The following is a 24,763-nucleotide window of genomic DNA, read 5'->3' as shown; positions in this document are numbered from 1 at the left end:
CTGCGGGCCTGCGTCTTTTCTCTGTTGAGCATTCTGTCGAGCCAGTGCGCTAGTGACATCAGAAGCCGAGGGAGGAGAAACTCATGTTTAGTGGAAAAATACTTGCGCTATTAGCAGTCGCCGCCTCGTCGTGCTCGCTGCTTGCCGTTCAAGTGGCCGCCCAGGACCCGATTGACAGCATTTCGCCGGTGACCAAGGAGATGCTGCTCAATCCCCCCGACAGCGACTGGCTGATGTGGCGTCGCACCTATGACGGCTGGGGCTACAGCCCGCTTGATCAGATCAACAAGGAGAATGTCGGCCAGCTGCAATTGGCCTGGTCCTGGGGGATGTCGCCGGGCGGACGGTCACAGGAAACCCCGCTCGTCCATGACGGGGTCATGTTCCTGCAGAATTCGACGCACCTGATCCAGGCGCTCAACGCGGCCACGGGCGATCTGATCTGGGAATATCAGTATGAACTGCCCGATGACGTCAATCCCAACGGGGAGCGCAGCAAGGCAATCTACGAAGACAAGCTGATCGTTGCGACCCGCGATGCCCATCTGATCGCGCTCGACATCAACACGGGCCAATTGGTGTGGGACAAGCAGGTCGCCAACTATGAGCAGGGCTTCGCCTTTTCGAGCGGGCCGATTGTCGCCAATGGCGTGATCATTCAGGGCACGACGGGGTGCAGCAACGCTCAACCCGGCGGCTGCTTCTTCACCGGGCATGACGTGGAAACCGGCGCGGAACTGTGGCGTGTTCACACGATCGCCCGTGGCGATACGCCCGAAGGGAACAGCTGGAACGGCCTGCCGGTGGAAAGCCGTTACGGCGCGTCGGCCTGGATTACCGGGTCCTACGATCCCGAGCAAAACCTGGTCTTCGCCGGCGTCGGCCAGATTTATCCGTGGAATGCCGAGATCGCTGGACTGACCCCTCCAAGTTCGGATCCTGACGTTACCAACGAGGCGCTCTACACCAATTCCACGCTCGCCATCGACCCGAATACCGGTGAGCTCAAATGGTACTACCAGCACCTCCCGACCGACTCGCTTGATCTCGACTATGTCTATGAACGTCTGCTCATCGATTTGCCGGTCGATGGCGAGATGCGCCAACAGGTGGTCACGACCGGAAAGATCGGGATCATCGAGTCCCTCGACCGGACAAGCGGGGAGTGGCTTTGGTCCAAGGAGACTGGCCCACAAAACGTGGTGCTGTCGATCGACCCGGAAACCGGTGAGAAGGAAATCAACCCGGACGTAATTCCGGTTATCGGTGAGACCACCTTCAATTGCCCGGCCGACCCGGGTGCCAAAGCCTGGCAGGCCACGGCCTACAGCCCGCGCACCAAGGCCCTCTATCTGCCAATGGTTGAGTTCTGCTCCAATACCACGGTGAACCCGCTCGATCCGGGCGAGATTTACACTGGCGGCGGCCTGCAGACCTACTCTCGCGTGCCGCATCCCGACAGCGATGGCAATATCGGCCAGGTCCGTGCCATCAACCTGGAAGACCAGTCGGAGATGTGGGAATATCGGCAATATGCGCCGGTTACCAGTTCGACCCTGCCGACAGGCGGCGGCCTGGTATTCGTCGGCACTCTCGACCGTCACTTCCTTGCCTTCGACGACGAGACCGGCGACATCCTGTGGCGCAGCGGCAAGCTGACCAACTCTCTTGAATCCTTCCCGATCAGCTACGAGGCCGACGGCAAGCAATATGTTGCCATTGTCGCGAACTGGGCTTCCGGCCTGGGCCGTCTGCAATCGCTGACGCCAGACGTCGTGCTGCCGGCGAACAATCCTGCGGCGGTGTTCGTCTTCGCGCTTCCCGACCAGATGGCCGGCAATTAGCCAACTGCCCGGGTGGACTGGTATTTCCAGCACCGCCCGGGCACGCCCGGAGGAGGGGATCTTGCCCGCAATCCTCAAGTTCCTGTGTCGGATCGCTCTGGTTCTGGTGTTCGCCGTACCCGCCGCCGTGACGGTGGCCCCGGCATATGCTCAGGCCGAGCCGGAATTCTATGACGTGCCCTATGCCCCGGGCCAGTGGAATATCGGCCGGCGACTGGACCAATCGCAGCTTCGCTACTGCATCGATCCGCGCCAACCCGACTGGGAGGTCGCCGGAGCGATTGCCGATGCTGTCGCTGGCGCGCTGCTGCTGGAGCCGCAGAGATACGAGGTTGAACGCGCTTTCGTCCTCGAAAACATCACGCAGGTTTACGGCATAATGCTGGAGCACTGCGACCTTCACATGGGCTTCAAGCTGATTCCTGAGGGATATGGCAATTGGGCGGCGCTGACTCGGGCCTACTACGAGGCCCAGTATGTCTTCGTCACCGCCGATCCCGACATCGGCTCACTCGCCGAACTGGCGCCCGCGCGTCCGATCGGCGCGACCGTCGGCACCTCGGCGCATATCCGGCTGGTCTCCTACCTCGGTGCACTGCCCCGGGAGGAGCGCTGGCCCACCTATCCGATGGGCACCAACGAGCTCGCGCTGGAGTCACTATTGAACGGCACGATCGACGTTGCGCTGGTCTGGGCCCCCAGTCTGTGGGCCAAGCAGCGCACCACGCCGGCCTATGCCGATTTTCACGTGATCGACCCGGCCCCCCTGCCGCCGACCACCTTGGGTGTTGGGGCGCTGATGCTCGCCGACGAGACCTTCCTGCGCACGGCAGTCGATGAGGCGATCGCGGCGCTGAGCCAGGACGGAACGATCGCCGACATCCTTGAGACGTACAAGTTCCCGGCGTCGGTCAGCCCTTGATGGCAAACCCCCTCTCTTCCGCACCCGCCATCCGGGTCGACGCCGTAACCAAGCGCTACGGGCGTACGCTGGCGCTCGACGCGATCAGCTTTGAGGTCCGCGACAACGAGCTGTTCGCGCTGCTGGGACCCAATGGCGCTGGCAAGACGACGTTGCTCGACATCCTGTGCACCATCGTGCGCCCCGACAGCGGCGTTGCCATGATCGGCGGATTCGACGTGGTCACGCAGCCTCTTGCCGCGCGCCGCCGCCTCGGCATCGTCTTTCAGGAACCCAGCCTCGATGACCGGCTGACGGTCCTGGAGAATCTCGACCTGCACGGATTGGTGTATGGGGTGCCGCGCAAGCTGCGGCGGCAACGCATCGAGGAAATGCTGGCTCTGGTGGAACTGACCGAGTGGGCCGACAAGCCTGTACGGACGCTGTCCTCCGGCATGAAGCGCCGGCTGGAGATCGCCCGGGCCCTGGTCCATGACTCCGAAATCATGCTGCTCGATGAACCGACGGTTGGGCTCGACGCCCAGACCCGTGACCGCATCTGGGCGTATATCCGCCGCCTGCGCAGCGAGCGGCAGATCACCGTCCTGGTGACCACTCACCATATTGAAGAGGTCGAGGGGTGCGACCGGGTGTGCATCATGGACCATGGCAAGGTGCTGGCGCTCGACACGCCTGAAGCCCTCAAGCGCGACTATGGCCAGCAGGTGCTGCGCATCGTCCCCAGGGACGACGATGCCGGCAAGCAGATTCTGGCCCGCTATGCCGATCGCCTGGCGGGCGTGGCAGGCGAGGACATCCTGCTCAACTCGGATGATGGTTTTGTCGAAGCGTTCCTCGCCGAATATGGCGGCCGCATCCGGGCGCTGGCCGTCGAGGTGCCGAGCCTGGAGACGGTGTTCCTGGCGCTGACTGGCCGGGCACTGCGCGATCAGGCCGCCAATGCCCGCGAGCGCACACTCGCTTTCGGCAAACGGGGAGGAGAACACACGAGATGACCACTACCGGCGCCGCCGCCAAGATCGTTGCAGTCCGCCGCTCGCCGATCCTGACTCAGCTCGGCGGCCTTTACGGCATCTGGTTGCGCGAAGTGAAACGCGCCATCCGCGACCGCGGGCAGCTTGTCGGCGGCATCAGCCGTCCCATCCTGTGGGTGCTGATCCTGGGTATCGGCCTGAATCCCTACTTCCGCGGCGAAGCTTATGGCGAGGTGACCTTCGTGGTTCCGTTCACCTACCTGCAGTTCATCTTTCCTGCCGTCGTGGCACTCAACATCATGTATACGTCGGTCCAGTCGGCCGTCTCCGTCATCTGGGACCGCGAGTTCGGGTTCTTGCGCGAAGTCCTGGTCTCGCCGATGTCGCGCGGCATGATCCTGCTCGGCAAGGTGCTGGGCGGCGCTACGGTCGCGGTGGTTCATGGCTGCCTGGTGCTGCTGCTCGCCCGCTTCGCCGACGTGCCCCTGACATGGACCGATGTCCTCAAGGCCATCGGCCTGATGGCCATGCTGGCCTTCGCGCTGACCTCGCTCGGTATCGTGATCGCCAACCGCATCCGCAGCTTCGAGGGGTTTGGCGTCTTCTCCAACGCCGTCATCCTGCCCCTCTATTTCACCTCGAGCTCGGTCTTTCCGCTCGATCCGGCATTGACGCGATCGCAGACGCGCGTCGTCTACCCCGACTGGCTGGTCACAATCGTCGAGTACAATCCCCTCACCTATGCAATCGATGTGCTGCGTGGCGTGTTGATCCACTATAACCAGTTCGATCCGCGCCTCGGCATTGCGGTCATGGTCGTGGCTGGCGCGGTGCTGTTTACGATCGCGCTGCTCGATTTCCGCAGGATGTGAGCGGCGCGTCATGCAGATTCTGCCAAGATTCGTGCGCGACCTGGGCGGCTTGCTGGTGGTTATCGGGCTGCTGCTGTTGCTCACCTTTCTGCCGCCCGATACCTCGCTCAGCGAAGTCCAGGCGAGCGGTGCCCTACGCGCCTGCGTTCCGACGGTCTACCCGCCGCTGGTCACCGGCGACGATCAGCGGCCGGGCATCGACATCGAACTCCTCGGTGCGGTTGCCGACAGGATCGGGGTTGAGCTGCTCCTCTCCCCCAGCGATGCCATTGGCCAGGACTTCAATCCACGCAATTGGGCGATCAATCGCGGCAAGTGCCAGATACTCGCCGGGGGCGTCGTCGATTCCACGCTCACCCGCTCGTTCCTGGATACCAGCCCGCCCTATGCCAGGACCGGTTGGGCGATCATGGCGCCGGCATCGCTGGACGATATCGGCGGCCTCACCATCGGGGTGTTGACCAACATCTCCGGTCTTGATCGCCTCGGCCTGTCGAGCTACCTGCGCCGTCTCGACGTGACCGTCCGTATCATGCGCGACAGCCGACAGCTCGTCGATGCCATTGCCGGTGGTGAACTCGATGGGGGCGTAACCGAGGCGCTGCTGGCACGCGCGATTGCGTCGGACAACGGCTGGTGGGTCACCGATATGCCCGAAGAGCTCACCCGCTACAATCTTGTCTTCGGCCTGTGGAAGGGCGACCTCACCCTCAAGCGCAGGATCGTCGAGATCATGGAGCAGCTGGAAGCAGACGGCACGCTGGCGGCAATCCTTGCGCGTTACGGCGCGCTGCCGCTGGGACGCGACGGTTCCCCGCCGCCTCGGTGACCCTTCTCACCCGCCGATCAGGGCCGGCGCCAGGGCGGCGTAGGCCGGGCCCAGACCTCTTCCGATCAGGCCCGTCGCCACCGTCAGGAGCAATATGGCGGCAGCAATCAGCTGAGCTTGCCGGGAAACACGGATTCCGAGGGCGCCGAGCAGCAGCCCGCCGGTCAGCGGCGGGACGGGGAGGAGGTTGAACAGCGCGAACCAGATCGACAGGCTGCTGGCGGTTCTGAGAAACGCCGCCGTCGTCAGCCCGGCGGTGTAGGGCAAGCTCGTCAGGGCCGGCCGGACCAGGGCATCGAGAAGGAAAGCTGTCGCGAGCAGCGCAACAAAGCCTGCCAGGATGACGACGATGATACCGGCTCGACCAATACGGAACTGTCCGGCATCGATGGCGATTGGTTTCGCCCAGCCGAAGCCGAACAGTATCATGCCGATGGCGCCGAGCGGATCGATATGGCCAAAGGGCAGGATCGTCAGGCGGTTGTCGTAGCGCGGTCCCATGTCGCCGAGCAGGCCGGCCGCTCCTGCCAGCACGCCACCCTGCACGCCGGCAATGATCAGCAGGGCCAGAACACGGAAAATGATCGACTGGATGGTGATGTCGTCCAGCCCCATCTTCAGTCCCCGGTCAAAGGCCTGACGCCGACCCCGCCGCCCATCACTTCTTCAGGATCAAATTGTCGAGCGCGTCGACGTCCGAGGGCAGCTCCGCACCGGCCCGGAAGCCGTTCCGTTTGAGGATGTAGGCCATCATGTCGGCATAGGCGCTCGCCGAAAAACGACCCGGCGCATTGGGCGGCATCAGGGTGCTCATAAACAGGAATAAGCCCGAAGCCGGCGCGCCATCGAAGAACTTCTGCGCGAAGCCCGCGCCGCGCAGGGGCGGCCCGCCGAGCAGTCCCCCCGACAGGTCGCTGCCGTGACACTCGGTGCACTGGTGGTCGTACAATTCCTTTCCGTGATCGGCCTGTTCGGCAGAAAACGTTGCCGGCATTCCCGCATCGGCCTGGGCGAGCCGGATGCGGGTCGGCTCTGAAGCCGCAGACGCGGCAGCCGCTGGTATCAAAACGGCGCAGCCGGCCAAGCTCAGGGCCAATACGCAGCGCGCTATGGGACCGCAAATAATAGAGCTCATTGATTCCTCCAGTTGCTCGCTCGCTGCCACCGGGGGCACGCGTGAAGGCCACGGTGGCTGAAACAAAAGGCTGGCTTTTAGCCAAGCCGACGCAGCAGGAGATTGCAAGCGTTATTGCATCGTCGCGTCCCCCATCCGGAGGCCCCGATCCGGCCCGGCGACACCGTTCGCACGAGGACGACACCGGCCGACCCCGGAAGGAATTCCAGTCCGCTGGCCATGATCGCCAGGCCAAGACGTAACAGGCGCGTCGGTGGCGACACGCTGGCTCCCGCGAGCGGGAAGGTTGGATATGCATGGACCTGGAGCCAACTGGATATTCGAGAGTCGTTTGATCGGCGTCGGGCACATCCCGCGCCAGGCCCCACACCTTGGGCGCAGACTCAGGTGCGCGGAAAAACGCTGCGATATATCCGGCGCCCGTAATCGAACGCGGTGGTCTTGAGGTGATCGAGCGCGGTCCATTGCGTGTGCCCGATCGTGCAAAATGCGTCGTCGCCGAGCTGCGAGATCCGATAGCCTTTGTTCTCGACGTTCTTGGACAAGCCGATCTCGCAAGAAACGGCTTCCACATAGGTGTCGCCCATCAGCGGAAAGCCGTCGACGTCTTCCAGTATCGATCGGCGCGTGAAGAGGATGATACTGACGACATGGGTTCCGAGAGCGCCCGGCTCTATGCCCTTTTGGCGGAGATTGTGCCGGTAGGACTCGAAGTTCGTTAGTATTTCGGGTTGGTCACTGAGATCGAGGGCGGTTCTCGCTTTCGCGTAGTCCCAAGTCATTCCGTTCCACATGATGCGCTCGCCGAGCAGACCCATCCCGGCGTCAAAGTCCATGCGGTGCTCGAAGCGATGGAGCCAGCCTTCGGTCTTGATGAAGCATTCAGCCTGAAGAAACAGGAAATACTCATAGCCCGGACTGGCGCGCCAGCCGGCTTCCCAGGCACCGAGATTCCAGCCGGTATTCTCGCGGTTGATCACGCGTATCGACATGGTCGAGAAACGAGGCGGAATTTCCAGAGGAGCGGCATCGCCGCCATTGCAGACAATGACGACGTCGAAAGGCGCGCCCGCGCGGATACTCTGCATGGCCGACAAGAGTTTGAATAATGGCTTGCTGGACCGTCCGGTCCAATAGCAAATGACCACGCATGTTCTGCAGCTAGAAGTCATTCTTACCAGCAACCTTTGTGTTCAAGAGCCGAATGCTATGCGTAACAGGTCCCTTTGCGGCAAGATAGGCCGGACTGCATGATAAGACGCGCCAAGCGAAAGATCGGCCGGAGTTCAGCAGGATGGAATTCTTCGCGCTGATGGATGTGTCGGCATTGGACGATGTCTTGAGCCTTAGCGCTGTTGCTTGTCCCTACAGACGCTGAGGCTGGGAGCCGCAGGAGCTGGTGCGACAAGGCCCCCCGTTGCAGGATTTAGATACAATTTTATCGATACTATTTCACCTAAATATACCAAGTAAATTTGGCAAAATTCAATATGGCAATGAGAAACTCTGTTTCAAATAAGGGGCAGAGATATGCTGGTTCGCTCAAACAACAAGTATCGCTCGACTATTATCGCAATTGTGGCAACTCTAATGTCGCTGGCGATTGCAGGCCTAGCTGCTGCGGTTGAGCAGCCGGTCGTAGCGACTTCGATGAAGTTCGAGATTGGGCCAATAGTGCCTCGCACCAATTCGGGTGTTGTTTCGCTTGGGGTCTTCCAGTCGGTTGCTATTTCTGCGGCCAAGTTGCCTGCGGCCAGCAAGTGGCAGGATGCGACCCGCAAAGACTATCGCGCCTTCTTCACGGCCAATTGCGCCAGCGCCGGCATTGCTCAATGCGATACGCCCTTTGCCCGCAAGGCGCAGGCGGCGCGACGCAATGCCGGGGCGCTTTCCGGGCTGCCGCTATTGCGCGCCGTGAACCGAAGCATCAACGCGGCTCTGCCCTACCAGTCCGATGCGGAAATCTGGGGCCAGGCCGACCGTTGGGTGACCATGTCCGAGTTGTCCGCCAAGGGCGTTGGCGATTGTGAGGATTACGCCATCGCCAAATACTGGCTGCTGCGGTCTCTCGGCTTCCCCAGTGAGAGCCTGCAGATCGTGGTGCTGGCCGATACGCGTCGCCAGGCATTTCACGCCGTGCTGGTCGCGCACTACAATGACACGGCCTATGTTCTGGACAATCTGTCGAATGCCGTGCGGAGCGATGCCAGCATCCGCAATTACATGCCCATCATGTCATTTGCCGACGGCAAGAGCTACATCCACGGCTTCACCAATCCGACCAGCGCGGTCGCGGTCAATCTGAGCACTGTGGCACCGGGCCAGGGCTTCTGATCAGGTCAGCACGAACCCGACCAACACATTGGCGGGTGCCGGTGGCGGGATGACGATGCGGACCTGGGTCCGCCGCTCGTGCGTATCCACCCGAATGGACATGGCGCATTCCAGCGCGGCGCCGGGGCGGATTTCCGCGAACAATTGCTCGATCGGGCGGTCCAGCGTCAATTGAGCGCCCTCGGGCGACGGCGCGCGGGCCACGATGGTCCGCAGGTAGCGCACAAACTCATCATTGACCCGCACCAGGCGCTTCTGGCGGTCCAGTGCAAAGGCAGGCGTCGGTGCCAGCTGCATCAACTGGACGACCGCCAGCGGCGCCGCGAGCGGTGCCATGCGCACTTGCTCGTCCAGTAATCGCTTGGCGAGCGTACTCCGCAGTGCCCGCGACACATTGATATTGTCGGGCAGGGGGACGTCCACGATTTCGCGCACCAGGTCGTTGGTTCGGCGGCCCGATTGCTGCGCCAGCACCTGCAGTGCATCCCAGAACGCCGCTTCCAGCCGGAGCGCGTGCCGACCGGAAGCCGTGGTCACGGTGCGGAAGATGGGGGTGGCCCAGTCCATCGAGGGGGTATCGGGCTCGGAGCTATCGTTCAATCAGCGCCTCCTGCCTCACCTTGTTGATGGGTTTGAGCAGGTATTGCAGGATCGAATGACGCCCGGTGATGATGTCCACCGTCGCCACCATGCCCGGGAGCACGGCAAGTTCCTGACCACGATAGGCCAGGGTGGTGCGGTCTGACCGGATCGTCACCAGATAATAGGTCTCTCGCGTGTTCTGGTCGACGATACTGTCGGCCGAGACGTTCTCGACAATACCCTCGAGACCGCCATAAATGGAGAAGTCATAGGCCGTGAAGGAAATCCGCGCGGCCTGACCGGGAATGACGAACGCCACGTCGGCCGGACGCAGTTTGGCCTCTACAAGCAGGAAATCGGACTTCGGCACGATGTCCAGCAATCTGGCCCCGGCAGTCACCACCGCGCCGATCGTGGTGACGTCGATGCTGTTGACGATCCCATCGACAGGCGAGCGGATATCGGTGCGCGCCACGCGATCCTCCGCGCCGCGCAATTGCTGCTGGGCACTGGCCAGTTCGGCGCTGCGCATGGTCAGTTCCGAAAGCGCTTCCTGCCGAAACTGCAGATCGGCCTGCTCCCCCTGCAATTGGGCTTCCTTCAGCGCCGATTGCAGCCGGGCCATGCCTTCCTCGGCAGCCGCGAGTTGGCCGGTGAGGTCGCTGACTTCGGCCTGCAGCGCCAACAGGTCGGTGCGCGCCGCCAGGCCCCGTTCGGCCATCGGCTGGATCAGGGCCAGGCGTTCCTGGGTAATGGTGAGATTGCCCTGGACGCGGGTCTTGTTGGCGACGACTTCATTGAGCTCACGCTGGCGTTGTTCCACCCGTTGCTCCAGCACCTGCTGGCTGCTGATCAGACTCGACAGTCGCGACGTCAGCAGCGCCGTTTCGGCGGCGCAGACGGCCGGGGCCTGCGCCTCGACAGTGGGTGGGCAGACATAGTCCAGCGCCGTGCCGCCGGAGGACTCAACCCGCAGACGCTCGACTTGCGCCAGCAGCGCCAGCACCCGCGCCTCGACCTCGCCGGCACTGGAAGTGGTGTTGGTGTCATCGAGCCGCATCAGCAGCTGGCCCGCCGACACCTGCTCGCCCGAGCGCACCAGAATTTCGCTTACCACGCCCTGTTCGGCGCTCTGAATGATCTGCGTCTTGCCCGAGGGAATGACCCGTCCTTCTGCCCGGCTGATCTGGTCCACCTCGGCCCAGTTCGCCCAGATCAGGAAGCTGACCAGCACCGCCCCGATAATGGCAATGACAAAGGCCCAGGACCGCGGCGGTTCATCGGGCGGCAGCGCATAACGGTCCATGTCCTTGTTGCGGGCGGAACGAAACAAATTCATCCGCTTTCCCCCCGCGCGCGCAATTGCGCCAGCACCGCGTCCTTGGGACCATCGGCGATGAGCCGGCCATTGTCGAGCACCATCAATCGTGTGACCAACGACAGCAGGCTAAAGCGATGCGTGGCGATCAGCACGGTCTGTTCGGGTGTCAGGCTGTTCTCGAGATGCTGGATCAACTGCCGCTCGGTCGCCAGATCCATCGAGCTAGATGGCTCGTCCAGGAACATCACCTTGGGCTCGACCAGCATCGCCCGGGCCAGGGCCAGGGCCTGGCGCTGGCCGCCCGATAGCAGCATGCCGCGTTCGCCGACCGGCATGTCATACCCCTGAGGGTGGCGGGAAACGAACTCCTCGACACCAGCCTTGCGCGCCGCATTGAGCAGGCGTTCCTCGCTCGCCGTCGGATCGCTCATCAGGATATTGTCACGGACCGTGCCGTTGAAGATTTCGGGGTCCTGCACGACAAAGCCCACGGCCCGTCTGAGATCGTCGGGGTGATACTGGGCGATGTCGATACCATCGACCATGATTTCGCCTTCGCTGGCCGAGTGGAAGTTCACCAGTAACCGGCCGATCGTGGTCTTGCCCGAACCAATACGCCCGATAATGCCGATCTTTTCGCCGGGCTGCACGCTGAACGAGATGCCATCCAGCACGAAGACCTTGGCGCCCGGATAGGCGAAACGGACCTTGTTGAACGACAGCTTGCCCGAGGTGACCACCCGCTGGATCGGGTTGTGCTGGCTGGGCCGCTCGTCTGGCAGCTTCATGATGGTGTCGATCGTGTGATAGGCTTCCACCGCCGTACGAGCCCGCAGCAGGGTGGAGGCAATCATGCCAATCGGCGCGATTAATCGGTTTGACAGCATCATTGCGGCAATGATCGCGCCGGTCGTCACTTCGCCCGAAGCGAACTGGTACGAACCGCCAACAATGATCCCCACCAGCGATAATTGAGAGAGCGCCGCGGTTGTATTGCTGGCGACAGCCTGCAGCTTGCGGATGCGATCCTGCGTGCGCGAGGAGGCCAGCACCGCCGCGTCCCAGCGGCGCAGCAATTGGCCTTCGGCGCGCGAGGCCTTGACGGTCTGCACCGCTGTCAGCGCCTCCACCAGCACCGAATTGCGCGCCGAAGCCTCGCTGAGCGCTGCCTTGACCGCACGTCCCGACATGGTGCCCACCACCAGCGTCACCACGATGGCGATCGCGCCGGCCGCGAGTGGAAACACCACCAGCCAGCCAATCAACAGGGTAATGATGTAAGCGAAGATGCCCAGGAACAGCACGTCCACGAACATGACCAGCGTACTGGCGGCCACGAATTCGCGGAGCACCTCATATTGCCCGATGCGGCTGACGAAGGCGCCGGTCGATTCCGGCCGCGTTGCCATCGGGGTATTCAGAACCCGGTCGAACAGGGCGGAGGACAAGCGGAAATCGATGCTGCGCCCGACATATTCGATGACGGCCGAGCGGGCCAGTTTCAGCAAGGTGTCAAAGATCACCACCGCCGTCACGCCGATGGCGAGGACCCAAAGGGTCGTCTGCGCCGCGTTGGGCAGCACCCGGTCATAGACGTTCATGGTGAAGAGCGGGAAGGCCAGCGCGAACAGGTTGATGAACGCCGCCGACAGCAATACGTACCAGATGCTGCGGGTATGTCCGGCGACGGCCGACCAGAACCAGTGGCCCTGCCGTGCGAAACGCCTGCCCGATGATTCCTGAACCGCTTCGTAGTTCGGCGAGACCAGCAGTAATTGCTGGCTGTGCTTTGACCTGATGGCGCGCCCGTCGATCACGACTTCAGCCTGGAGCACCGGATCATAGGCCCGGAATGCCCGCCGACCGGCGCGCGCCAGCAGCACCAGGGGCGGCCGCGTGTCCGAAAAGATCAGGGCAGGGAAGTCAAATTCCTTGAGCCGGGCCGGCTCGACATGTCTCCGCCGCACATTCACGCCGATACGGCCAAAGGCGGCATCGATCTGGTCGGGGGCAAGTCGTCCATCGGTCAGCGGCAAGCCGGCGGTCAACAGGGCCGGCGAGTCCGACTTCCGCCAGGCGCGCGCCAGATAGCGCACGCAATCAAGGATGATGTCCGTGGAGTGCTCGTCCTGGGCGACGGCATCTGGCGTGGAAGCCGCGTCCATCTATCGCTTAGACCTTTCCCGTGACAATTGGCAATGCCCCCTGTCTGCCGGTCAATTCGCTATCGGGCCGGTCGATGCCAGGCCCGGCTAATTGCTGGTGGTGGGAATGACGAGCGGCTGACGCGCGCGCGGCTCGGCGGTTTCCCAGGATGGCGTATTGGTCGCTGCCCGTGTATCCGCCCGCGCCGTGGGGTGTGCGGTGGCGCCGATAAATGACAGCAGATCCCCGCTCACCGCCAGCACGCGATACTCTGCAAACATCACGCTGTATTGCGCCGTCTGCTGCAGGACCTGAACATTATAGCGGGTGTTTTGCGCATCCAGCACGTCCAGCAAGGAGCGATCGCCGATGTTGAACTGCTCGCGATAGGAGGTGATCAGTTCGGACGAGGAACTCAGCTGCTGCTGATAAACGCTGGCCAGTTCGGTTTGGCTCTTCAGGCGCAGCCAGGACTCGCGAACGGCCTGCTCAACCTCACGCGCCGTCTGGTCGAAAACCAGCTTGGTTTCACTTTCGCGCCGGATTTCTTCCTGGACCTGGGCTTCCTTGATGCCGCCGTCAAAGATGTTCCACCGCAATGACAGGCGCAGACTGCCGTCATTGGTGACGCCCTGTGAGCCAGAAATATCATATCCGGTGGCGACGCGACCCTCGAGGGACAACTTTGGACTGAACGCGGATTCGGCCTGGTCGACAAGCGCGGAGGCCGCGTCAATATCGGCCCCGGCGGTCAACATGCGCGGGTTGTTGATGATCGCCTTGGCGATGGTGACTTCCAGGGAATTGTCGAGGGATCGGCCGGCTCGCGGCGGCGATACGACCGCACCGGGCATCATCCCGACCAGCGTCTTGAACTCGATCTGCGCGGCCGCCAGTTCGACGCCGGCTTCCGTCAGCCGGGCGCGGGCTGCCGCCATGCGTTCGATGGACTGGAAGCGGTCGGCTTCCGTCAGCTGGCCGCTGTCGATGGCGGCCGCGACATCGCTGACCATGGCTTCGTGGAATGCCGCGTTTTCGCGGCTGAGGCCGACAACCTGCTGCTGCAGCAGAACCTGATAATAGACGCGAACGATCTGCAGCGCGATATACTCGCTGCGCTCCAGCACGCGGTAGGATGCGCTGTCGACACGCGCGGCCTGGCGGGCCACTTCGGCGTCGCGGAAGCCGCCATCCAGCAGGTCGAGCGTTGCCACCACGCCAAGCTGGGCTGGGTAGAGCGCATCGCCGGCAACATTGAGAGATCGCCGGGATGGATTGTCCAGGAATTGCACGCCCGCCGATGCCTCCAGATCGACCCGGGGCGCATAAAGCCCCAGCGCCTGGCGGAGTTCGAACCCGGTTGCGTCATGGTTCTGGATAGCCTGCCCGATCTCTGGATTGGATTCCATGGCGATCTGAACGGCATCGCGCAGCGGCATCGCAGAAACGCCCTGCATCAGCACCAGAAGAGCAACGCCGGATAGGAGAACCTGTCGCACGCAAACTGTCGTCATGTCGTTACACTACCTGAACGAGAGGTGACGCTGATAAAAGCAGTCACATTCTTGAATTGACTCGGTGTCGAAATGGCCCGTCTTCAAGTAGCCAGCGGCGGCTTCGCAGGCCCAGCGCGCTTCCATCGCCCAGGTGAATGCCGGCTGTCGCGCCGCCAGGACGGTGACGTCGCTCATTGCAGCCTTCGCATTGTCCAGGTTCGACCAGACGGTCTGCCGAATGATGTCGGGGCTCTGATTGATGAGATTTGATTGGGAGGCCGCTACACACGACCCGCGGTAATTGCCTGACAGGTCTGCCGCTGGGGTCGCTGCTGCTCCAGCACATAAAAACACCCCTGCAATCACGCAGCGCACAAAACTAGCTCGCATTGGCCCCCTCCGTAGAGATTGAATTATTACTTTGCAATTTGTGTTTTATCAAGCACCACACCCATTCTGGGTTCTTTGATCGTTAAGATTGGTCTGGAACGACTTGATTTTGGCGAGATGCTGTAAATTGATCTTCATTGATCTTCATTGATATGCAGCGCCCCTGTGGCGTTGATTCAGGAAACCTTCAAGCGGTATTGGCGTGTTCATGCAAAAGACTCTGCGGGATCTGTAGGCAATTGCATTTGCCATACTTGTTCGATCTGGAATAATGCATTTCGCTGGTTCGTCTGTTATTTTTGCATCTGCTCTGTTAATTTTTGCAATGACCGTGCGATGTTGCTCTGAATAGTCCAGTACAGCACCCGTTCTGGTTTGGCGGTCGGGCCGGCTGCGCTGGCAGGTTGTGTCATTTTTGCATGGATTCCGGTCCTTCTCGCCCCGCACCCATGCCGTGGCTGCAGCAGTCCACCTCGCTCCTATGGGCAAATGCGTATGATTCATTGGTCCCGCAGTCTGGCTCGACACCAGGCCTTTGTCTTGACAGCGCACGATTCTTGGCCTGAATTGAATTCAGTTCAGAGAAGGCGAATTGAGCATGACTGCTGTCGGCGGAGCGCGCGCACGTCTCATCGCTGCAGCGCAGCAGGAGCTCATCGCGGGCAAGGGGCATCTGGAGATGCAGGCGGTCGCGCAACGGGCGCAGGTTTCGGTCGGGCTGGCCTACCACCATTTTGGCTCGAAGGCCGGCCTGATCGCGGGCGTCGTGGAGGCGTTCTACCATCGCCTCGATGCCGCCGCCTTTACGGGTGCCGATCTGCCCTCCAGGAGTTGGACGGACAGGGAGAAGGGGCGGGTGGCGGCCTATCTGCGGTTCCACTACGCCCATCCCTTTGCCCCGCTGGTCATTGGTCCCTTGAGCCGCGCGCCGGAAGTTCTGGAGGTGGAGGCAGCCTTCACCAGCCGGCAGCTGGCTGCGGGCGCCCGGATGATTGCGGCGGCGCAGCGGGACAATGTCGTGGCCAGCCCGCTGGATCCTCATCTGCTCATTGCCCTGATGATTGGTGGCATTCGGCAGGCGCTCATCGGCGCCTTGATGCGTGAGCCGCGGCCCGACCTTGAGCGTGTGACCGACCAGGTCTGGGGCTTCATGGCGGCTGCCTTGTGCCTGACCGAGCGCGCCGGCATCGACCTCAGTCATCGCGAGCAGCCAGCCTGACAGTCCGTCACCGCAGCAAAAGGATCTTCCAGTGTTTGACCCCAGCGCCTTTCACACGCCCCAGTCGGCCTACAGCAAGCAGGACCTGCTTAGATCTGGGCAGGGCGGCTATTTCGGTCCGGGCAACGCGCAATTGCCGGCGCCACCCATGCTGATGATGGACCGCATCACCGCAATCAGCCTTGATGGCGGCCAATACGGCAAGGGGCAGGTTATCGGCGAACTGGATATCGCGCCGGACCTGTGGTTCTTCGACTGCCACTTCCCCGGCGATCCGGTCATGCCCGGATGCCTCGGACTGGACGCCATGTGGCAGATCGTCGGCTTCTGGCTCGGCTGGTCCGGCTCGCCCGGCAAGGGGCGTGCGTCCGGTGTCGGTGAAGTCAAGTTTCGGGGGCAGATCACGCCGGAGACACGACAGGTGCGCTACGAGATCGACATGCGCCAGGTCCGGCGCGGCAAGCTGGTGGTCGGCGTGGCCGACGGCCGGGTGTTTGCCGACGACATCTGTGTCTATTCGGCCCAGGACCTCAAGGTCAGCCTGGTGCTCCCCGCACAAGTGTAAGGGGGCTGGCCGGGCAGGCGTCGTTGAACCGGCAGACCGGCCTACTTTACTTGCCCGGATAAACACGTCATTTTAGCGGTGCTAAAGCGGGGTGTGGTCAGGTGACGGTAGCTATTGTTGGCGGCAGCGGGTTTCTGGGGCGCCATGTTGCCTTGCGCTTGCTCGCGCACGGCGCGCGGCCGCTGGTCATTCATCGCGGCAACGAGCCGGCGAACCTGCCCGAAGCCGTTTTGATCGCCCACGCCGATCGGACCGATGAAGCCGCCCTGCGCGCGGTGTTCGGCGCCCATGACGTCAAGGTCGTCATCGATATCTTCGCTTTGAGCCTGGGCAATACCCAGCCGGTCATCAATGCCGCTGCTCGGCAAGGCGCCCGCTACGTGCTGACCAGCTCGGTCGATGTCTATGCCAATTATGCCGGTCTCCTCCGCAAGGAGACACCGCCCATCCGGCCGGCGCCCGCCAGCGAAGACGCGCCGCTGCGCAACATGCGCTATCCCTATCGCGGCAATCCACGGCGCCCCCAGGGCGTCAGCGAAGACCTGTTCGACAATTACGACAAGCTGGTGCTGGAGGAGGCTGCGGCCGCTGCCGATCTCGACCTGGTCGTGATCCGCCCGCCGATGATCTTTGGTGTCGCCGACAAGCAGCGCCGTTTCGGCTGGGTCGTTGACAATGCCAGGCCCGGCGAACCCTTCGCCATTGATGAGCGGGCCTTTGGCTGGCCCAATTCCTACGGCTATGTCGAGGATGTGGCAGAGGCCATGGTGCTGGCGGCGCTCTCCCCCAGGGCCAGCGGCAAGACCTACAATGTCGGGCAGGATATCGTCCGTACTGCCGCCCAATGGGCCACCCACCTGTTGGCCATCCTCGATATCGATAGTGCGGTGGTCGCCGCGCCGGCGGGGCAGGGCGTCTGGGCCGACCGCGCCGATGCGATGGACCTGCGCTATCCGCTCACCCTGGATACCAGTTTCATCCGCGCCGATCTGGGTTTTGCCGAGCTGATCGATGAGGATATCGCGCTGCGCCGCACGCTGGCTTCCTATGCTCCTCTTGGACATTGACGCCGCTTCGGGCTTCTGTTTAGTCTGACTAAAACTGAAGCCCCAAAATCGGGCTCATGGGGGATGCGGTGGTCAAGGCTGATACGACCGAGCCAAGCTTGGGCATGCGCTTGCGGCTGCGCCGCAAGGAGCTTGGCCTCACCATGCAGGAAGTCGCCGCAGCCAGCGGGCTGACCGTTGGTTTCATCTCCCAGATCGAGCGCGATATTTCGCGCCCCTCCCTGGCCTCGCTCTATGCCGTTGCCAAGGCGCTCGAAACCAGCGTCGACCGCTTTCTGTCGCTGGCTCCGGCACGCGATCACCACGCGATTACGCGCGCTGCGCAGCGCTCCAAATTCCGCCTCGGCTCGACCGAGCCGATGTACGAGTTTCTCGAACCCGGTTTTGCCGAAGCCAAGCTCAACGCCTGCATCACCCATGTCCCCCCCGGCTTTGCGTCGGAGGTGATGCGCCATGAGGGCGAGGAATTCGTCTACTTGATCGCCGGTGCCATGGCCTACGAAGTCGAGGGCGTCGAATATCGGCTGCAGGCGGGTGACACGCTGCACTTCAAGTCCTCGCGCCCCCATGCTTCCCGCAATATCGGCGATGTTGTCGCCACTGAATTGTGGGTCGGCACCTTGCGCCTCTTCGCCGAATATTCACCTGCCCCCTGAGCGCCGCGATGCCGCGCGGCCCCGAATTTGCCTGAGGAGAGAACCCCGATGAGACTAACCAAGACCCTGGCCACAGCCCTGCTCGGCATGACCATGCTGACCGGCGTCAGCTTTGCCGCCACGCCCGCCGATACCCTGGTCATTGCCGACGCAATTGACGACGTGATCACGCTCGATCCCGGTGAAGTCGGCGAAGTCGGTGGCATCATGGCCGCCAAGCAGATCTACCAGCCTCTGGTGACCTTCGACGTCAAGGATCCGACCCAGATTTTCGGCGTCTTGGCGAAAAGCTGGGAAGTCTCCGAAGACGGTACTGTCTTCACCTTCACGATGAACCCCGATGCCAAATTCGCGTCGGGCAATCCGGTCACCGCCTTCGACGTCGAATATTCGTTGCGCCGCGTCGTGGCGATGGCCTCGCGTTCTGCCTTCCTGCTGACGCAGTTTGAAATCTCGAGCGACAATGTCGAAGAGCGCATCAAGGCAATAGACGAAAGCACCTTTGTCTTCACCATCGGTCAGCCCTATGCCGAGTCGTTCGTGCTCTATGCCCTCTCATCCTATGTCGGCGGCATCGTCGATAGCGTCCTGGTCAAGGAGCATGAGGTGGATGGCGATTGGGGCAATGCCTGGCTGAAGCAGGGCAATTCGGCCGGATCGGGTCCTTTTGAGTTGACCCGTTGGGAGCCAAAGCAGTCCATCCTGCTGTCGGCCAACCCCAACTTCTGGCAGGAAACGCCCGGCGTCGAGCGCGTCTTCTTCCAGCACGTGCCCGAAAGCGCCGCCCAGCGCCTGCTGCTGGAAAAGGGCGACATCGACATCGCCAACAAGCTCGGACCCGATGACCATGCCTCGATCTCGGCCAATGCCGACGTCAAGACCCTCGATGGCAGCTCCGGCGTCATCTATTACATGGGCCTCAATGTTCGTAACGAGGCGCTGAGCAATCCCGATTTCGTCAAGGCGATGAAGTATCTGGTCGACTATGACGGCATTGCCCAGACCATCGGGCAGGGCACGATCGACGTCCACCAGACGCTGGTGCCTGCCGGCTTCCTCGGTGCCTCCGATTACACGCCCTATTCGCTCGATATCGAAAAGGCCAAGGAACTGATCGCCGCCAGTGGTGTCAGCACCCCGGTGACCCTTGATGCCGTGGTCTGGAACGTGCCGCCCTATACCGATTTCGCCCAGGCGGTCCAGGCCACCATGGCGCAGGTCGGGGTGAACCTGAACCTGCTCGTCGTGGATGGCCAGCAATGGCTCGAGCGTTACCGCGCCGCCGACCTCGACGTCTGGGTCGGCCTCTGGGGCCCGGATTATCCGGATCCCCACTCCAACGCCAAGGCCTTTGCGGTCAATGCCGAGGATGCACCTGACGGCTCGCAGAGCCTTGCCGATCGCTTCGGCTGGGATGCCGGTGATCTGTCGCCCCGCGCCATGGCGGCGCTGCGCGAAAACGACACCGAAGCCCGCCGCACCATGTACGAGGAAATCCAGGTCGAGCACACCGACACCTCGCCCTTCCTCTACATGTTCCAGGAAGTGCGCCGCGTCGCCATCCGCTCCAATGTCGAAGGTCTCGTCCTCGGCCTGACCCTGTCAGACGACCGCTACTGGAACGTCACCAAGGACTGATCCATGCTTTGGCACGGCGGCGCTGTCCGCCGTGCCGGTCTCTTTCTTTAGCCTCAAGGGTATCCGGTGGCGCTTTCAGCAACAGATAATGTGCACCGTCTCGGGCGCGTCGCCTCCTGGCTGGCAACAGTGGCCGTCACCCTTTTGGGGCTGGTGGCGCTGACCTTCTTCATCGGCCGCGTCATCCCGATCGATCCGGTGCTGTCCATCGTCGGTGAAAAGGCCACGCAGGAAGCCTATGACAAGGTCTACTTCGCCCTGGGGCTGGATAAGCCGATCTGGGAGCAGTTCACCACCTATACGCTCAAGCTGCTGCAGGGCGACTTTGGTACCTCCTTCACGACCACGCGCCCCGTTCTCAGCGATCTGCTGACCTTCTTTCCGGCCACGCTTGAGCTAGCCACCATCGGCCTGTTTATCGGCATCGTGCTTGGCGTGCCCGCCGGCGTCGCCTCGGCCTATTGGCACGATAAGTGGCCCGATCACCTGATCCGCATTATCGGGCTGATCGGTTATTCGGTGCCCATCTTCTGGCTCGGCCTCGTTGGCCTCTATGTGTTCTATTTCAAGCTCGACTGGGTCTCGGGCCCCGGCCAGATCGACGTTTTCTATGTCGGCATCGTCAAGCCGATCACCAATTCCATCCTGATCGACAGCGCCCTGCGCGGCGAATGGGAGGTGTTCTGGAACGCGGTCAGCCACATCACCCTGCCGGCGGCACTGATCGGCTATTTCAGCCTCGCCTATATCTCGCGCATGACCCGCTCGCTGATGCTCGATCAGCTGACCCAGGAATATGTGCTGACGGCGCGCCTCAAGGGCGCCAACGAGTTTGAAGTTGTCCTCGGCCACGCCCTGCGCAATGCCGCCATCCCGCTGGTGACCATTATTGCCCTCTCCTATGGCGGCCTGCTCGAGGGCTCGGTGCTGATCGAAACCGTGTTCGGCTGGCCCGGCATTGGCAGCTACATCGCCTCCTCGCTGTTCCGCGGCGATATCAACGCAGTGCTGGGCGGCACCTTCCTCGTCGGCGCCATCTTCGTCTTCCTCAATCAATTGTCGGACGTGCTCTATGCCACGCTCGACCCGCGTACCCGCTAGGAGCCGGCGATGAGCACAATCGACCAGGCGACAATCATCGGCGGCAGCGCCGCGCGGGCCGCGCAGTGGAAGCAGGTCGTCAGTTTCTGCCGCCGCTTCTCCCGCAATCCGCTGGGCATGTTCGGCCTCGCCATCATCGTCATCCTGCTGTTCTGCGCCGCCTTCGCACCCTGGCTGGCGCCTCATGATCCCTATCTGCCCAATCTGCAGGCGCGCCTGACCCCGCCTGGTCCCGAGTTCTGGCTGGGCTCGGACGAGCTGGGCCGCGATATTCTCAGCCGCGTCATCTATGGCTCGCGCCTGACCCTGCTGATCGTCGGGCTGGTGATTGTCACCGCCGCGCCGATCGGCCTGTTCATCGGCGTCGTCTCGGGCACCTATGGCGGCTGGCTCGACGTGGTGTTCATGCGCGTCACCGACGTCTTCCTCGCCGTGCCCAAGCTGCTGCTGGCACTGGCCTTTGTTGCCGCACTTGGACCGGGCATCGTCAACGCTGCTCTGGCCATCACCCTCACTGCCTGGCCGCCCTATGCCCGCATGGCCCGCGCCGAAGCGCTGGCCGTCCGCAACAGTGATTACGTCAATGCCGTGCGGCTGGCCGGTGCGTCCGAAATGCGCATCATCTTCTTCCACATCATGCCGATGTGCATGTCCTCGGTCATCGTGCGCATGACGCTGGATATGGCCGGCATCATCCTCACCGCCGCCGGCCTCGGCTTCATCGGCCTCGGCGCGCAACCGCCGCTGCCCGAGTGGGGCGCCATGATCTCTACTGGTCGCAAGTTCATCTTCGATCAGTGGTGGGTGGCGACGGTGCCCGGCTTCGCCATCTTCATCGTCTCGCTCGGCTTCAACCTTCTGGGCGATGCCATTCGCGACCTGCTCGACCCACATCTGAAGGCCCGCATATGACCAGGCCGCTCGTCGAAATCCAAAACCTGCGCATCGCCTTTCCCACCGAGGACGGCTCGCTGCACGAGGCCGTGCGCGGCGTCAGCTTCACCCTTGGCCGCGAAAAGCTCGGCATGGTCGGCGAAAGCGGATCGGGCAAGAGCCTCTCTGGCCGCGCCCTGCTCGGCGTGTTGCCTGACTATGCCCGCATGCAGGCCGATGTGCTGCGCTTCGACGATATCGACCTGCTCGAAGCCCCCCGCGGCACGAGACGCAAGCTGCGCGGTGGTCGTATGGGCATGATCCTGCAGGACCCCAAATTCTCGCTCAATCCGGTGATGCGGGTCGGCGAACAGATCGTCGAAGCCATCCGCATCGGTGACCGCCGCATCAGCCGCGATGCCGCCCGCCGCACCACGCTCGATATTCTCGCCACCATGCATATCCGCGATCCCGAGCAGGTGTTCGATCGCTATCCGCACGAGCTTTCGGGCGGCATGGGCCAGCGGGTGATGATCGCCATGATGGTGGTGCGCGAGCCCGACCTGCTGATCGCTGACGAACCCACATCCGCGCTCGACGTCACCGTGCAATTGCAGGTGCTGTCGATCCTCGATGAACTGGTGACCCGCCGTCAGATGGGTCTGATCTTCATCAGCCATGACCTGCAATTGGTCAGCCGCTTCTGCGACCGGGTGCTGGTCATGTATGCCGGCCAGATCGTCGAGACGCTGGTGGCCGGTCGCCTCAACGAGGCCCGGCATCCCTATACCCGCGGGCTGCTGGCCTGCCTTCCCACCATTGACGGACCGCTTGAGCCGCTGGCGATCCTGCAGCGGCAAGCCGATTGGGCGACGCAATTATGACCAGGCCCATTCTCTCCGTCGAAAACCTCACCGTCCGCTTCGGCGCCACCACCGCCGTCGACAATGTCAGCTTCGCCGTGGCTCCGGGCGAAAGCTTTGGCCTCGTGGGTGAAAGCGGCTCCGGCAAGTCCACCATCCTGCGCACCATTATGGGGCTGGTCGGCGATTGGTCCGGCACAGTGCAGGTCGATGGGCTGGAAGCCGCCAAGACCCCGCGCCGGCAATTTGCCCAGCATGTGCAGATGGTGTTCCAGGACCCCTATGCCTCGCTCCACCCGCGCCACCAGATTGGCCGCGCCATCGCTGAACCCATGCGCATCCATGGCCTCCCCAATGCCGAAGCGCGCACCATGGAATTGCTCGATCTGATCGGATTGGGTAGCAAATTTGCCTATCGCTATCCCCATGAGCTGTCCGGTGGCCAGCGTCAGCGCGTTGCCATCGCCCGGGCCCTGGCGCTATCGCCCAAGCTGCTGCTGCTCGATGAACCCACCTCGGCGCTCGACGTGTCGATCCAGGCCGAGATTCTCAACCTGCTCAATCGCCTGCGCCAGGAGCTTGGCCTGAGCTTCGCCATCGTCAGCCACAATCTGGCTGTCGTGTCCTATATGTGCGATCGCCTGATGGTGATGCAGCACGCCAAGGTGGTCGAAACCCTGACGCGCGAGCAACTCCGCAACCGCGACCTCAATGAGGCCTATACCCGCGACTTCCTCGCCGCGAGCGCGCTTTAGGCGTCAGCCTCGACGCAAAGCGCTACGCCCATGCCGCCGCCAATGCACAGCGTCGCGAGACCCTTGCGGGCGCCGCGACGGCCCATTTCATGCAGCAGTGTCACGAGGATGCGCGCGCCCGATGCGCCAATCGGGTGGCCGATGGCAATGGCGCCGCCATTGACATTGACCCGATCCGGGTCCCAGCCCATCTGCTGATTGACCGCGCAGGCCTGCGCCGCAAACGCCTCATTGGCCTCGATCAGGTCCAGATCGGCTGCCTGCCAGCCCGCCTTTTGCAGGGCCTTGGTCGAAGCCGGGATCGGCCCGGTTCCCATCAAGGCCGGATCAACGCCCGCTGTCGCCCAGGAAGCAATCCGGGCCAGCGGCGTCAGCCCGCGTCGCTGCGCTTCGTCGGCATGCATCAAGACCAGCGCCGCCGCGCCATCATTGATCCCCGATGCATTGCCCGCCGTCACCGTACCCGCCTTGTCAAATGCCGGCCGCAGCTTGGCCAGCGCCTCGGCATTGGCATCCGTGCGAATATACTCATCGGCATCGACGATCACTTCGCCCTTCCGCCCGGCGACGGTGACCGGAGCAATCTCGGCCACAAACCGCCCCGCCGCCTGCGCCTGCGCTGCCTTGACCTGCGACTCCAGTGCAAACCCATCCTGCGCCTGCCTGTCGATGCCGAACTGCCGCGCCACGTTCTCGGCGGTGATCCCCATGTGATAGCCGCCAAACGCGTCGATCAGACCATCAACGGTCATCGTATCGACCAGCGTCACCGGCCCCATCTTGGTCGGCGTCCGCAGATATTGCGCATGCGGCGACAGCGACATCGATTCCTGCCCGCCCGCCACCACGATCCCTGCATCCCCTTGCGCAATCTGCTGCATGCCGAGTGCCACAGCGCGCAGTCCCGAGCCGCAGACCTGATTGAGGCTCCACGCCGTCGCCGCGTGACCCATGCCTGCGGCCATTGCTGCCTGCCGCGCCGGGTTCTGCCCCTGCGCTGCCGTCAGCACCTGTCCAAGGATCACTTCATCCACGCTAGCGGGATCAACGCCCGCCCGCTGCAGCGCCGCCCCGATCGCCACGGCGCCCAACTGGTGCGCCGGCACGCTGGCCAGCGCTCCCATGAACGAGCCCACCGGCGTGCGCGCTGCCGAAACAATGACAATATCACTCATGGCAAAG

At 62.8% G+C, this 24,763-nt stretch carries 24 protein-coding genes; 15 read left to right on the top strand and 9 right to left on the bottom strand.

Features of this window, described 5'->3' with window-relative positions; all coding sequences use genetic code 11:
* Positions 1-83: 83 nt before the first annotated feature.
* The 5 genes from BUA69_RS10910 (at position 84) to BUA69_RS10890 (ending at position 5,441) form a co-directional block, all read left to right on the top strand.
* Entirely contained in the window at positions 84-1,844 is a 1,761-nt protein-coding gene (locus BUA69_RS10910; protein WP_046136952.1) for a pyrroloquinoline quinone-dependent dehydrogenase, read from the top strand.
* Positions 1,845-1,905: 61 nt separating this feature from the next.
* The gene (locus BUA69_RS10905) at positions 1,906-2,766 is read left to right on the top strand and encodes a substrate-binding periplasmic protein (protein WP_046136953.1); all 861 of its coding nucleotides are present in this window, start codon (positions 1,906-1,908) and stop codon (positions 2,764-2,766) included.
* Positions 2,766-3,761 carry an ABC transporter ATP-binding protein gene (locus BUA69_RS10900; RefSeq protein WP_046136954.1) on the top strand — a complete coding sequence of 332 codons (996 nt, stop codon included), beginning with the start codon at positions 2,766-2,768 and terminating at the stop codon, positions 3,759-3,761. Before BUA69_RS10905 ends, BUA69_RS10900 begins: the two co-directional genes overlap by 1 nt.
* Positions 3,758-4,612, top strand: a complete 855-nt coding sequence (locus BUA69_RS10895) for an ABC transporter permease (protein ID WP_082093983.1) — start codon at positions 3,758-3,760, stop codon at positions 4,610-4,612. Before BUA69_RS10900 ends, BUA69_RS10895 begins: the two co-directional genes overlap by 4 nt.
* A 10-nt stretch (positions 4,613-4,622) precedes the next feature.
* Positions 4,623-5,441 carry a substrate-binding periplasmic protein gene (locus BUA69_RS10890; protein WP_052950763.1) on the top strand — a complete coding sequence of 273 codons (819 nt, stop codon included), beginning with the start codon at positions 4,623-4,625 and terminating at the stop codon, positions 5,439-5,441.
* A gap of 6 nt (positions 5,442-5,447) precedes the next feature.
* Here the strand turns inward: BUA69_RS10890 and BUA69_RS10885 are convergent, their stop codons facing one another.
* From BUA69_RS10885 to BUA69_RS10875, 3 genes are all read right to left on the bottom strand, one after another.
* A complete protein-coding gene (locus BUA69_RS10885) occupies positions 5,448-6,056 on the bottom strand; it encodes a zinc metalloprotease (RefSeq protein ID WP_052950764.1) in 609 nt (202 codons plus the stop codon).
* A 43-nt stretch (positions 6,057-6,099) separates the two neighbouring features.
* Complete coding sequence (locus tag BUA69_RS10880; protein WP_046136955.1) at positions 6,100-6,576, bottom strand: c-type cytochrome; 477 nt, start codon at positions 6,574-6,576, stop codon at positions 6,100-6,102.
* A gap of 383 nt (positions 6,577-6,959) precedes the next feature.
* Positions 6,960-7,664, bottom strand: coding sequence for a glycosyltransferase family 2 protein (locus tag BUA69_RS10875; RefSeq protein WP_072866537.1), 705 nt, complete (start codon positions 7,662-7,664; stop codon positions 6,960-6,962).
* A 442-nt stretch (positions 7,665-8,106) separates the two neighbouring features.
* On the opposite strand from BUA69_RS10875, the gene BUA69_RS10870 reads away from it, so the two are divergent.
* A complete protein-coding gene (locus tag BUA69_RS10870; protein ID WP_082093984.1) occupies positions 8,107-8,910 on the top strand; it encodes a transglutaminase-like cysteine peptidase in 804 nt (267 codons plus the stop codon).
* On the opposite strand, the gene BUA69_RS10865 is transcribed toward BUA69_RS10870, so the two are convergent.
* The 5 genes from BUA69_RS10865 to BUA69_RS10845 all read right to left on the bottom strand — a co-directional run bounded on the left by BUA69_RS10865 (position 8,911) and on the right by BUA69_RS10845 (position 14,844).
* Entirely contained in the window at positions 8,911-9,510 is a 600-nt protein-coding gene (locus BUA69_RS10865; protein ID WP_072866536.1) for a ribbon-helix-helix domain-containing protein, read from the bottom strand. It lies immediately after the preceding gene.
* A complete protein-coding gene (locus BUA69_RS10860; protein ID WP_244468821.1) occupies positions 9,500-10,831 on the bottom strand; it encodes an HlyD family type I secretion periplasmic adaptor subunit in 1,332 nt (443 codons plus the stop codon). Before BUA69_RS10860 ends, BUA69_RS10865 begins: the two co-directional genes overlap by 11 nt.
* Entirely contained in the window at positions 10,828-12,978 is a 2,151-nt protein-coding gene (locus tag BUA69_RS10855) for a type I secretion system permease/ATPase (protein ID WP_052950766.1), read from the bottom strand. The genes BUA69_RS10860 and BUA69_RS10855 overlap by 4 nt, the downstream gene beginning before the upstream one ends.
* Positions 12,979-13,065: 87 nt before the next feature.
* On the bottom strand, positions 13,066-14,457 hold the full coding sequence (locus BUA69_RS10850; RefSeq protein ID WP_160300168.1) for a TolC family protein: 1,392 nt from the start codon (positions 14,455-14,457) through the stop codon (positions 13,066-13,068).
* A 24-nt stretch (positions 14,458-14,481) separates the two neighbouring features.
* Positions 14,482-14,844, bottom strand: a complete 363-nt coding sequence (locus BUA69_RS10845) for a hypothetical protein (protein ID WP_046136958.1) — start codon at positions 14,842-14,844, stop codon at positions 14,482-14,484.
* A 598-nt stretch (positions 14,845-15,442) separates the two neighbouring features.
* Between BUA69_RS10845 and BUA69_RS10840 the strand changes: the two genes are divergently transcribed.
* From BUA69_RS10840 to BUA69_RS10800, 9 genes are all read left to right on the top strand, one after another.
* The gene (locus BUA69_RS10840; RefSeq protein WP_046136959.1) at positions 15,443-16,063 is read left to right on the top strand and encodes a TetR/AcrR family transcriptional regulator; all 621 of its coding nucleotides are present in this window, start codon (positions 15,443-15,445) and stop codon (positions 16,061-16,063) included.
* A gap of 31 nt (positions 16,064-16,094) precedes the next feature.
* Positions 16,095-16,628 carry a bifunctional 3-hydroxydecanoyl-ACP dehydratase/trans-2-decenoyl-ACP isomerase gene (fabA, locus tag BUA69_RS10835; RefSeq protein ID WP_046136960.1) on the top strand — a complete coding sequence of 178 codons (534 nt, stop codon included), beginning with the start codon at positions 16,095-16,097 and terminating at the stop codon, positions 16,626-16,628.
* Between the two features lie 101 nt (positions 16,629-16,729).
* Positions 16,730-17,695: an NAD-dependent epimerase/dehydratase family protein gene (locus BUA69_RS10830; RefSeq protein WP_046136961.1), complete on the top strand. Its 966-nt coding sequence runs from the start codon at positions 16,730-16,732 to the stop codon at positions 17,693-17,695.
* Positions 17,696-17,763: 68 nt separating this feature from the next.
* Positions 17,764-18,351: a helix-turn-helix domain-containing protein gene (locus BUA69_RS10825; RefSeq protein ID WP_160300169.1), complete on the top strand. Its 588-nt coding sequence runs from the start codon at positions 17,764-17,766 to the stop codon at positions 18,349-18,351.
* Between the two features lie 48 nt (positions 18,352-18,399).
* The gene (locus tag BUA69_RS10820; protein ID WP_046136963.1) at positions 18,400-19,989 is read left to right on the top strand and encodes an ABC transporter substrate-binding protein; all 1,590 of its coding nucleotides are present in this window, start codon (positions 18,400-18,402) and stop codon (positions 19,987-19,989) included.
* A 90-nt stretch (positions 19,990-20,079) separates the two neighbouring features.
* On the top strand, positions 20,080-21,090 hold the full coding sequence (locus BUA69_RS10815; RefSeq protein WP_046136964.1) for an ABC transporter permease: 1,011 nt from the start codon (positions 20,080-20,082) through the stop codon (positions 21,088-21,090).
* Positions 21,091-21,099: 9 nt separating this feature from the next.
* Positions 21,100-22,002, top strand: a complete 903-nt coding sequence (nikC, locus tag BUA69_RS10810; protein ID WP_082093986.1) for a nickel transporter permease — start codon at positions 21,100-21,102, stop codon at positions 22,000-22,002.
* Positions 21,999-22,847, top strand: a complete 849-nt coding sequence (locus BUA69_RS10805) for an ABC transporter ATP-binding protein (RefSeq protein ID WP_046136965.1) — start codon at positions 21,999-22,001, stop codon at positions 22,845-22,847. Before nikC ends, BUA69_RS10805 begins: the two co-directional genes overlap by 4 nt.
* Positions 22,844-23,581, top strand: coding sequence for an ABC transporter ATP-binding protein (locus tag BUA69_RS10800; RefSeq protein WP_046136966.1), 738 nt, complete (start codon positions 22,844-22,846; stop codon positions 23,579-23,581). Before BUA69_RS10805 ends, BUA69_RS10800 begins: the two co-directional genes overlap by 4 nt.
* Here the strand turns inward: BUA69_RS10800 and BUA69_RS10795 are convergent.
* On the bottom strand, positions 23,578-24,756 hold the full coding sequence (locus tag BUA69_RS10795; RefSeq protein WP_046136967.1) for an acetyl-CoA C-acetyltransferase: 1,179 nt from the start codon (positions 24,754-24,756) through the stop codon (positions 23,578-23,580). The genes BUA69_RS10800 and BUA69_RS10795 overlap by 4 nt on opposite strands.
* Between the last annotated feature and the right edge of the window lie 7 nt (positions 24,757-24,763).

Origin of the sequence: Devosia limi DSM 17137, assembly GCF_900128975.1 — a bacterium.
Taxonomy (GTDB): Bacteria; Pseudomonadota; Alphaproteobacteria; order Rhizobiales; family Devosiaceae; genus Devosia; species Devosia limi.
The sequence above is the reverse complement of the archived record's forward strand: the minus strand, read 5'-3'. Positions and strand labels throughout refer to the sequence as shown.

Bases quoted from the DNA above. Each gene is read 5' to 3' on its own strand.
- BUA69_RS10910 (WP_046136952.1), top strand. From the start codon at position 84: ATGTTTAGTGGAAAAATACTTGCGCTATTAGCAGTCGCCGCCTCGTCG.
- BUA69_RS10900 (WP_046136954.1), top strand. From the start codon at position 2,766: ATGGCAAACCCCCTCTCTTCCGCACCCGCCATCCGGGTCGACGCCGTA.
- BUA69_RS10895 (WP_082093983.1), top strand. From the start codon at position 3,758: ATGACCACTACCGGCGCCGCCGCCAAGATCGTTGCAGTCCGCCGCTCG.
- BUA69_RS10890 (WP_052950763.1), top strand. From the start codon at position 4,623: ATGCAGATTCTGCCAAGATTCGTGCGCGACCTGGGCGGCTTGCTGGTG.
- BUA69_RS10885 (WP_052950764.1), bottom strand. From the start codon at position 6,056: ATGGGGCTGGACGACATCACCATCCAGTCGATCATTTTCCGTGTTCTG.
- BUA69_RS10880 (WP_046136955.1), bottom strand. From the start codon at position 6,576: ATGAGCTCTATTATTTGCGGTCCCATAGCGCGCTGCGTATTGGCCCTG.
- BUA69_RS10875 (WP_072866537.1), bottom strand. From the start codon at position 7,664: ATGCAGAGTATCCGCGCGGGCGCGCCTTTCGACGTCGTCATTGTCTGC.
- BUA69_RS10870 (WP_082093984.1), top strand. From the start codon at position 8,107: ATGCTGGTTCGCTCAAACAACAAGTATCGCTCGACTATTATCGCAATT.
- BUA69_RS10860 (WP_244468821.1), bottom strand. From the start codon at position 10,831: ATGAATTTGTTTCGTTCCGCCCGCAACAAGGACATGGACCGTTATGCG.
- BUA69_RS10855 (WP_052950766.1), bottom strand. From the start codon at position 12,978: ATGGACGCGGCTTCCACGCCAGATGCCGTCGCCCAGGACGAGCACTCC.
- BUA69_RS10845 (WP_046136958.1), bottom strand. From the start codon at position 14,844: ATGCGAGCTAGTTTTGTGCGCTGCGTGATTGCAGGGGTGTTTTTATGT.
- BUA69_RS10840 (WP_046136959.1), top strand. From the start codon at position 15,443: ATGACTGCTGTCGGCGGAGCGCGCGCACGTCTCATCGCTGCAGCGCAG.
- BUA69_RS10820 (WP_046136963.1), top strand. From the start codon at position 18,400: ATGAGACTAACCAAGACCCTGGCCACAGCCCTGCTCGGCATGACCATG.
- nikC (WP_082093986.1), top strand. From the start codon at position 21,100: ATGAGCACAATCGACCAGGCGACAATCATCGGCGGCAGCGCCGCGCGG.
- BUA69_RS10805 (WP_046136965.1), top strand. From the start codon at position 21,999: ATGACCAGGCCGCTCGTCGAAATCCAAAACCTGCGCATCGCCTTTCCC.
- BUA69_RS10800 (WP_046136966.1), top strand. From the start codon at position 22,844: ATGACCAGGCCCATTCTCTCCGTCGAAAACCTCACCGTCCGCTTCGGC.
- BUA69_RS10795 (WP_046136967.1), bottom strand. From the start codon at position 24,756: ATGAGTGATATTGTCATTGTTTCGGCAGCGCGCACGCCGGTGGGCTCG.